The sequence below is a fragment of the Arthrobacter sp. H14 genome (genome assembly GCF_000520495.1).
Lineage (GTDB): Bacteria > Actinomycetota > Actinomycetes > Actinomycetales > Micrococcaceae > Arthrobacter_C.
This window is the reverse complement of record NZ_KI914671.1, coordinates 17,966-23,529: the sequence shown is the minus strand read 5'-3', so window position 1 is coordinate 23,529 and position 5,564 is coordinate 17,966. Positions and strand designations below refer to the sequence as shown.

Below are 5,564 nucleotides of genomic sequence, written 5' to 3'. Positions count from 1 at the left end.
CCGCCGTAGCCATCGGCCGGGGCAGGGCCGTAACGGGGGCGCAGGCCGCGGCGGCAAGATCGGCTGCCTTCTCATCCTCGACCAGTGCGGCCGTAACCGCCGCCGCAGTTTCCCAGTCGCCGCCTGCCTGGGTGTCGATCACCCTGAGCTCGAGGAAACCGCGGGGACGGATGAAGGGGAAGAGCGTGGTGAGATGGTACTCGACATCCTGCATAGTCGCCGGTCGCGGTCCCTCCCCGCGCAGCCATCCCCTCATGGTCAATCCGTTCGGCGCGCTCCAGGAGCCATCGGATGAGGGAATGCACAGGACAAGGGCATCCATTGCGTAACGCGCCCACGCCGCCGGCGGGTCCTCCGTTACAGGAACCGGGGCAGTCCGGGATGGGTCCGTGCCCAACCAGACCCCCTGCCTGGCACTGCGCCATCCGCTGGGAGCGCCCTGGCGAAAGGGTGAGTTCGCAAACATAGCGGTCAGCACGGGAGCGAGATGGTGCAGCCGAGCCCACCGTTGCACGGCACTTTGCGGACCGGCCCCGGTAAAACCGGCGTCCAGACAAACCTGCAGCGACGCCGTCGAGCACATCATGGTCCGGCCGGAGGGTCCGGACCGGTCAAAATGCTGCTCCATGGCCGCGTACCGGGACTCGTACAGGGTCCGCACCGGCGGGCGGAACCCGTCCAGAGCGAGCGGGCCGAAGGTGAGGCCTGCGGCGTAGAAATGCTCGTCGATGGTTTTCACGTCGGCGCGCATGGCTTCAATCAGAGACGGAAGGTCGGGTCTACAGGCTGAACTGACTTCCAGCTGGCCGCCGGGTTCAAAAGTGATGGCAGCACCGTGCGGAAGCACCTCACCGGCGGGCGCCGCAGCCGCACGGACCTCTGCAACGGGAACCGCCCGGCTGGAATCAGTTGCATCGTGGACGATTCGTTCAATTTCCAGACCTACAGGTCCCGGAGGGCCGGTCTTGAAGCACGTCGAGGCAATATAGACCTCCGCCTCGGACTCGGACAGAGGCCGCAGGTCACGTTCCAGCTCAGGTGTAAATGTCACGGCATGCTATCCCTTCAACGATGGATACTTACGACCCGTGGGCCTGTCAGTCTGATCACCACACTAGAGGGTGAAAGATCTTTCGTTGTGTATTCCAGATCACAGAACGGGCAATTTCGCCGTCCTACCGTGAAGGAACAGAAACATCACGAAAGGTTGGTACATCATGACTACAGCATCAGCTCACGCAGGCCAAGGAGCAGTTTCCACCGGCGTCGGACGGCGCATCGCCGCAGGAGTAATCGGAGGCCTGGCCGGTGGCCTCGTCTTCGGAGCACTCATGGCAATGATGGGCATGCTCGCCACCATCGCGTCCATGGTCGGCTCCGCCTCCCCCTGGGTCGGCTTCGGCGTCCACCTGGTTATTTCTATCCTGATCGGACTTGGTTTGACCGTGCCGTTCGCCGCTTTGCTCACCAGCTATGGGAAAGGCGCCCTTGTCGGACTGGGATACGGTCTCCTCTGGTGGATACTCGGCCCACTGCTGATCATGCCGATGATGATGGGTATGCCGTTGTTCACCATTAATGCAATGGCATTGATGTCGTTGATGGGACATCTAATCTATGGCGTTATTCTGGCGGTGGTGGCCGTCCGCGTATTCCAGAGCAAATCATGACTGAAGCCTGTGATCTCGGCGGTGCCATAATCCAGGGGGGCGCAGAAGCGCGTCCCTGGGCGCCGCAGCGACGAGAGGCCGACACGCGCATGTCCGAACATCCGGACCGGTTCAGCTGTCTGAACGAAGTGGATTTGTTCGCCGACCTGACTCAGGACGAAATCCAGGCAATGGATATGATGGTGCCTGCCCGGCACTATCGCCGGGGTGAGCTCGTGTTCAGCCAGAGCGATCCTGCCACGGCGCTGTTCATCCTCAAAACCGGCCGGGTACGCGTCTTCCGGTTGGCCGAAGACGGCAGCGCCTTGACGATGGCAATCCTTGAACCAGGTGCTGTCTTCGGTGAAATGCTGCTAGTGGGCCAACGAATGTATGACAACTACGCCGAAGCGATCGATGATGCGACAATCTGCCGATTGAGCGCCGCAGACGTGGAACGCTTCCTGCTTTCAGATCCACGAATCGCTATCAGGATCTCACGCCTGCTGGGCGAACAAGTCAGCCTGCTGGAGCAGCGGCTCACCGATCTGGCCCTCCGCCCGCTGGAAGCACGGGTGGCCAGCACGCTGCTCAAACTGGTCGACACAACGGCACATCACGGACTTAGCCGCGCACCGGTCATCAAGCTGACACACAACCAACTCGCCGGCCTGCTCGGTGCCACCCGCGAGGCGACCAGTAAGGCCATGTCCGAACTGTCCGCCAAGAACGTTATCCGGCAATCCCGCGGCCGAGTTGTCGTCCTGGAGCCGAACGCTCTCAAGGCGGCAGCACGCAAAACTTCCTGACCGGGTATGGACCCGCAGGAATTATCAGGAGCCGTTTGGGTCTTACACCGGACGGAACAACAAATTCAACAACAGGGAGAAAATCATGCCCCGTATCCCCGCACAGACCAGCGACGGCGCTCCGCAGGAGTCCCGCGAACTGGCCAAGAAGATGGAAAAGAAGATCGGCAAGCTCCTGAACATCCACGCCGGGATGGCCCACTCCCCCGTGGTAATCGCCGCCTACGACGGAATCGCCGGCGCCATCTCCAAGCACGGCACCTTCGACGCCCGCACGCAGGAAGCCATCGCACTTGCCGTTGGCAACGAGGACGGCTGCGACTACTGCCAATCAGCTCACACCATGTCCGGTAAAGCGGCAGGCTTCAGCGAAGAAGAGACCAAGGCCATCCGCGCCGGCAACATCGACTTCGATGACCGGCTCGCCGCAATCACCACCCTGGCGCGGGAAGCCGCCTCGAACACCGGTTCAGTGTCGGAAGAAACCTGGCAGGGCATGCTCGACGCCGGATGGACTGAAGAGGAACGGTCTGAAGCGTTCGCACACATTGCCGTGAATCTGTACACCAACTACTTCAACCACTACGCCGGCACCGAACTGGACGTCCCCGCGGCACCAGAACTCTCCTAACCAAAACCTGCCCGCGAAGCGCGGACTCTTTCATCCGGAACGAGTCTGTACTCCGCCCATGGAGTACAGACTCGTCGGCAGGACTACCTAAAGGAGCGCCAATGACAGTCGATAAGACCCACGTCCATCGAGAGCAGGTCGAGGTCAACGGGACCACCCTCTCCTACCTCAGCAGTGGCGACCCTCAAGGCAGCCCTCTGTTGCTTCTGCACGGCACCTTCTGGAGCCGGGTCTGGCAACCCATCCTGCCGGCGCTGGGGGAACAGATCCGTTGCATCGCTTTGGACCTGCCAGGTTTCGGCCGCAGCGAAGGAGAGCTCGACGTCGATCAGGCCAGCGTTCCGGCACTCGCGCAGACTGTTCTCGACGCCGCCGATGCCCTCGGCCTCGACAAGTTCTCAGTAGCGGCCCACGACATTGGCGGCGGCATAGCGCAGCATCTTGTGGCCAACAGCGGCCGGGTCAGCCGGGTGGTATTGATGAACGCCGTCATGTTCGATTCCTGGCCTGTTCCGGCGGTCGAACGGTTCCGGGATCCCGCAGTGCGCGAGGCGGTCACCGCCGAACAGCTTCAGCAGGGACGCCGTGAAGCTACACGGAAGGCCATCGCCCGGGAACTGACCGACGAAGAACTCGACGATTACCTCTCGCCCTGGCAGAGCCCGGCCCGTTCGCGGTCCTGGATGGCAATGGCGGCAGCCGCGGACGATGCCTTCACTCTCGACCTGGTTCCCGCTTTGAAAGAAGCAGCGGTTCCGACCCGGCTGGTGTGGGGACGCGACGATGAGTTCCAGAAAATCGAATTCGCCCGGCGTTAGGTCAACGAAATCCCCGCCAGCGACCTCGTCGAGGTGGCCGGCAAACACATTCCGACCGAAGATTCACCCCAAGACGTCGCCAACGCTATTCTCGAGCACCTGCGGGCCTAAAGCCATAGTTCCGTCCGGATAATCTATGTTCCCTTGACTGTCAGCGGAAGCATCTTCCGCAGGCCGGCGTTCTCCCCGGGATCGAGCACGGAGTGTTGAACGCATGCAGGAATCAGCCGTCCTGTGTCCGGGTGGCTCATCGTGTACATGCAAGCGCCCAAGCGTTCCTGGGTCTCCCTGACTTCCGGATCGGCGCTGTCTATGCCCTGCTCCATCAGCTCCCACGCCGGCTGGACATCGTCCGCGTCCATGAAGTTGTGCACCACGAACGTTTTGACGGCGACTTTCCTTTGCACGGCAGCCAGCACCAGATCCCTCAGACCACCGCAACGGCGGATTATCCGCTGGGCCAATCCCATCAGAGGAGGAACGACGCCGGGGTTACGTACCAGCATCCGCAGAACTTTCATGGTCAGGACGGGTATTGAAACTCCGCCGAAAACCACCCCACCGAAACGGTCCAGGATTCGATCCCTGACGGCGAGGTCCTTCGGTTCGTCCGGATCGAGGATGGGGACGAACACGCCGTCGACCCTTATTCCTGCCGTGGAGCGGTTGCACCTTGGGTCGCCGAACTGGGTAGCCTGCCACGGCAGTTTTTGCCCCGCACCCTCCTCGATGCGGCTCCAAACCGCGTCGATGGTGACGTCGTCGAAATCTTCCTTCCAACGCCGTTCATCTCCGATGAAGGCCGCCGGCTGAAAGGAGAGCATGTCGAACGGCATGTCCAGGACGTCCCGGGTGACTGAGCCGACCTGGCCGACGTTTGAGGGTGTAACCGTCATATTGTGGGCCAGGTAAGACCGGACGCCGTGTTCCCGCTTCAGATCAACGAACATCCGGGCAAACTGTTCCCGGAACGGGTTGAGTTCTGCCTCGGTGTGCGGCCGGACGGCGCCGCGGCGGCCCCGCATCAGCGAATCGAAGTGGGCGGCGAAGGACACTCTCTGGAACCGCGGGTTGCCGTCAGCATCGAGCACCACATCAAGAAGGTACTGGTAATCGAAATCCCCGTGGGTCATAGACATTGGCTCCCGGCCATTGGCCCGCATGGCCAGCAGAGCTGCAGCGTGATCCTCGGGGGCCAACAGGCTGACCTCGCCGCCAATTAGCTGTGCATGGGCGCGCGGACCACGGGTTTTGCGCAGGAATTCCATCTGACGCGTCACCTGCTCGACGGTATGCGCGCCGTCGATCCGTACCTTGTTGGCATCAGCCGCGTGGTAGCACGGTGAGCAGGTCAGGTTGCACTTCGGAAACACGCCATGCGTGCCCTCACAACCGACCGCGCAACGGCCCAGCAGCTGATTCGCGGTCTTTACGTGCTCTGGCAACTCCGCCCATCGCCGGTCCAGGGCGGCGCGGACTTCGGCTGTGATGGGGCGGGTCTCCAGTTCGAGATCCTTCATCCAGGTGGAGATCGACATTGGTCCTCCTGTTTACACCACGGCTTTCGTGCTTGGCTGCCAGCCTAGACCCCTACATTCGACCGTGGGTCTTATCGTTCCGCCTGCCGGTGCATGTGCCAATTGAAATGGATGGCGAA

6 protein-coding genes are annotated in these 5,564 nt (G+C 61.8%); 4 read left to right on the top strand and 2 right to left on the bottom strand.

Annotated elements, in window-relative coordinates; genetic code table 11:
- Positions 1 to 1,051 (bottom strand): glutamate-cysteine ligase family protein (locus Y707_RS31605; protein ID WP_051442104.1); only part of this gene is annotated, 1,051 nt, incomplete at its 3' end.
- Positions 1,052 to 1,217: 166 nt separating this feature from the next.
- Here Y707_RS31605 and Y707_RS0115970 point away from each other — a divergent pair.
- The 4 genes from Y707_RS0115970 (at position 1,218) to Y707_RS26710 (ending at position 3,907) form a co-directional block, all read left to right on the top strand.
- Complete coding sequence (locus Y707_RS0115970) at positions 1,218 to 1,670, top strand: hypothetical protein (protein WP_026535826.1); 453 nt, start codon at positions 1,218 to 1,220, stop codon at positions 1,668 to 1,670.
- Positions 1,667 to 2,458: a Crp/Fnr family transcriptional regulator gene (locus tag Y707_RS26715; protein ID WP_035782051.1), complete on the top strand. Its 792-nt coding sequence runs from the start codon at positions 1,667 to 1,669 to the stop codon at positions 2,456 to 2,458. The genes Y707_RS0115970 and Y707_RS26715 overlap by 4 nt, the downstream gene beginning before the upstream one ends.
- Before the next feature lie 85 nt (positions 2,459 to 2,543).
- Complete coding sequence (locus Y707_RS0115960) at positions 2,544 to 3,089, top strand: carboxymuconolactone decarboxylase family protein (protein ID WP_026535825.1); 546 nt, start codon at positions 2,544 to 2,546, stop codon at positions 3,087 to 3,089.
- 101 nt (positions 3,090 to 3,190) lie between these two features.
- A complete protein-coding gene (locus Y707_RS26710) occupies positions 3,191 to 3,907 on the top strand; it encodes an alpha/beta fold hydrolase (protein ID WP_216699268.1) in 717 nt (238 codons plus the stop codon).
- 134 nt (positions 3,908 to 4,041) lie between these two features.
- On the opposite strand, the gene Y707_RS0115950 is transcribed toward Y707_RS26710, so the two are convergent.
- Positions 4,042 to 5,445, bottom strand: coding sequence for a hypothetical protein (locus Y707_RS0115950; RefSeq protein ID WP_026535824.1), 1,404 nt, complete (start codon positions 5,443 to 5,445; stop codon positions 4,042 to 4,044).
- Between the last annotated feature and the right edge of the window lie 119 nt (positions 5,446 to 5,564).

Coding starts and splice junctions, on each gene's coding strand:
- Y707_RS0115970 (WP_026535826.1), top strand. CDS start 1,218: ATGACTACAGCATCAGCTCACGCAGGCCAAGGAGCAGTTTCCACCGGC.
- Y707_RS26715 (WP_035782051.1), top strand. CDS start 1,667: ATGACTGAAGCCTGTGATCTCGGCGGTGCCATAATCCAGGGGGGCGCA.
- Y707_RS0115960 (WP_026535825.1), top strand. CDS start 2,544: ATGCCCCGTATCCCCGCACAGACCAGCGACGGCGCTCCGCAGGAGTCC.
- Y707_RS26710 (WP_216699268.1), top strand. CDS start 3,191: ATGACAGTCGATAAGACCCACGTCCATCGAGAGCAGGTCGAGGTCAAC.
- Y707_RS0115950 (WP_026535824.1), bottom strand. CDS start 5,445: ATGTCGATCTCCACCTGGATGAAGGATCTCGAACTGGAGACCCGCCCC.